Here is a 622-nt window from a genome sequence, read left to right on the forward strand (position 1 = left end):
TGACCAATCACAGTCCATACAACAGAGACAGTTCGCCCTTTCCTCGGAGGCTATGCACTGGCGCTGCCTCTTGAGCGTCCATTGTTGTGTTCAAGATACAGACTATATCTGGAACCTGTCGCTTCAGGGCGAAGCGGCCTCTCCCGCCGCTAGCCCCTTTGCTGTCACAGGAGGAGTACAGAATTGGCAGATTAGTCCTCTGTTAAATGGGGCTGACTCACTACACCCGAAACTGCTTGAGCAAGGTGTCGAGCTGGGAAGAGAGCTGCCGTAGATCACTGCTGGCATCGGCAACCTGTGCCACTCTGGCGGCACTCTCGCTATTGAGCGTCGCAATCCGGTTAACGCTGTGGCTCACAGCCTCAGCCACCGAGTGCTGCTCTTCCGATGCCTGGGCGATATACATGTTCATCTCGCGGATCAGGCTGACCTGATTTTTGATCTTCTCAACCGCCGCCTGCACATCTGCCGCTTCGGCACCCGCTTGGGATGCCTTCTCCTGGCTCTGTTGCATCCCGGCCCCGACATTCAGGGTCGCTTGCTGCAACCGCTTGATGCTGGCACTGATCTCCTCCGTTGACTGGCGGGTACGACCCGACAAGGTGCGCACCTCATCCGCCAC

1 protein-coding gene is annotated in these 622 nt (G+C 57.6%); it reads right to left on the reverse strand.

Translation table 11 applies throughout. From position 1 onward, the window contains the following. Positions 1-220 precede the first annotated feature (220 nt). On the reverse strand, positions 221-622 hold a 402-nt coding region (locus BN1117_RS03965; protein WP_244463507.1), incomplete at its 5' end, for a methyl-accepting chemotaxis protein.

Origin of the sequence: Aeromonas australiensis (genome assembly GCF_000819725.1) — a bacterium.
GTDB lineage: Bacteria > Pseudomonadota > Gammaproteobacteria > Enterobacterales > Aeromonadaceae > Aeromonas > Aeromonas australiensis.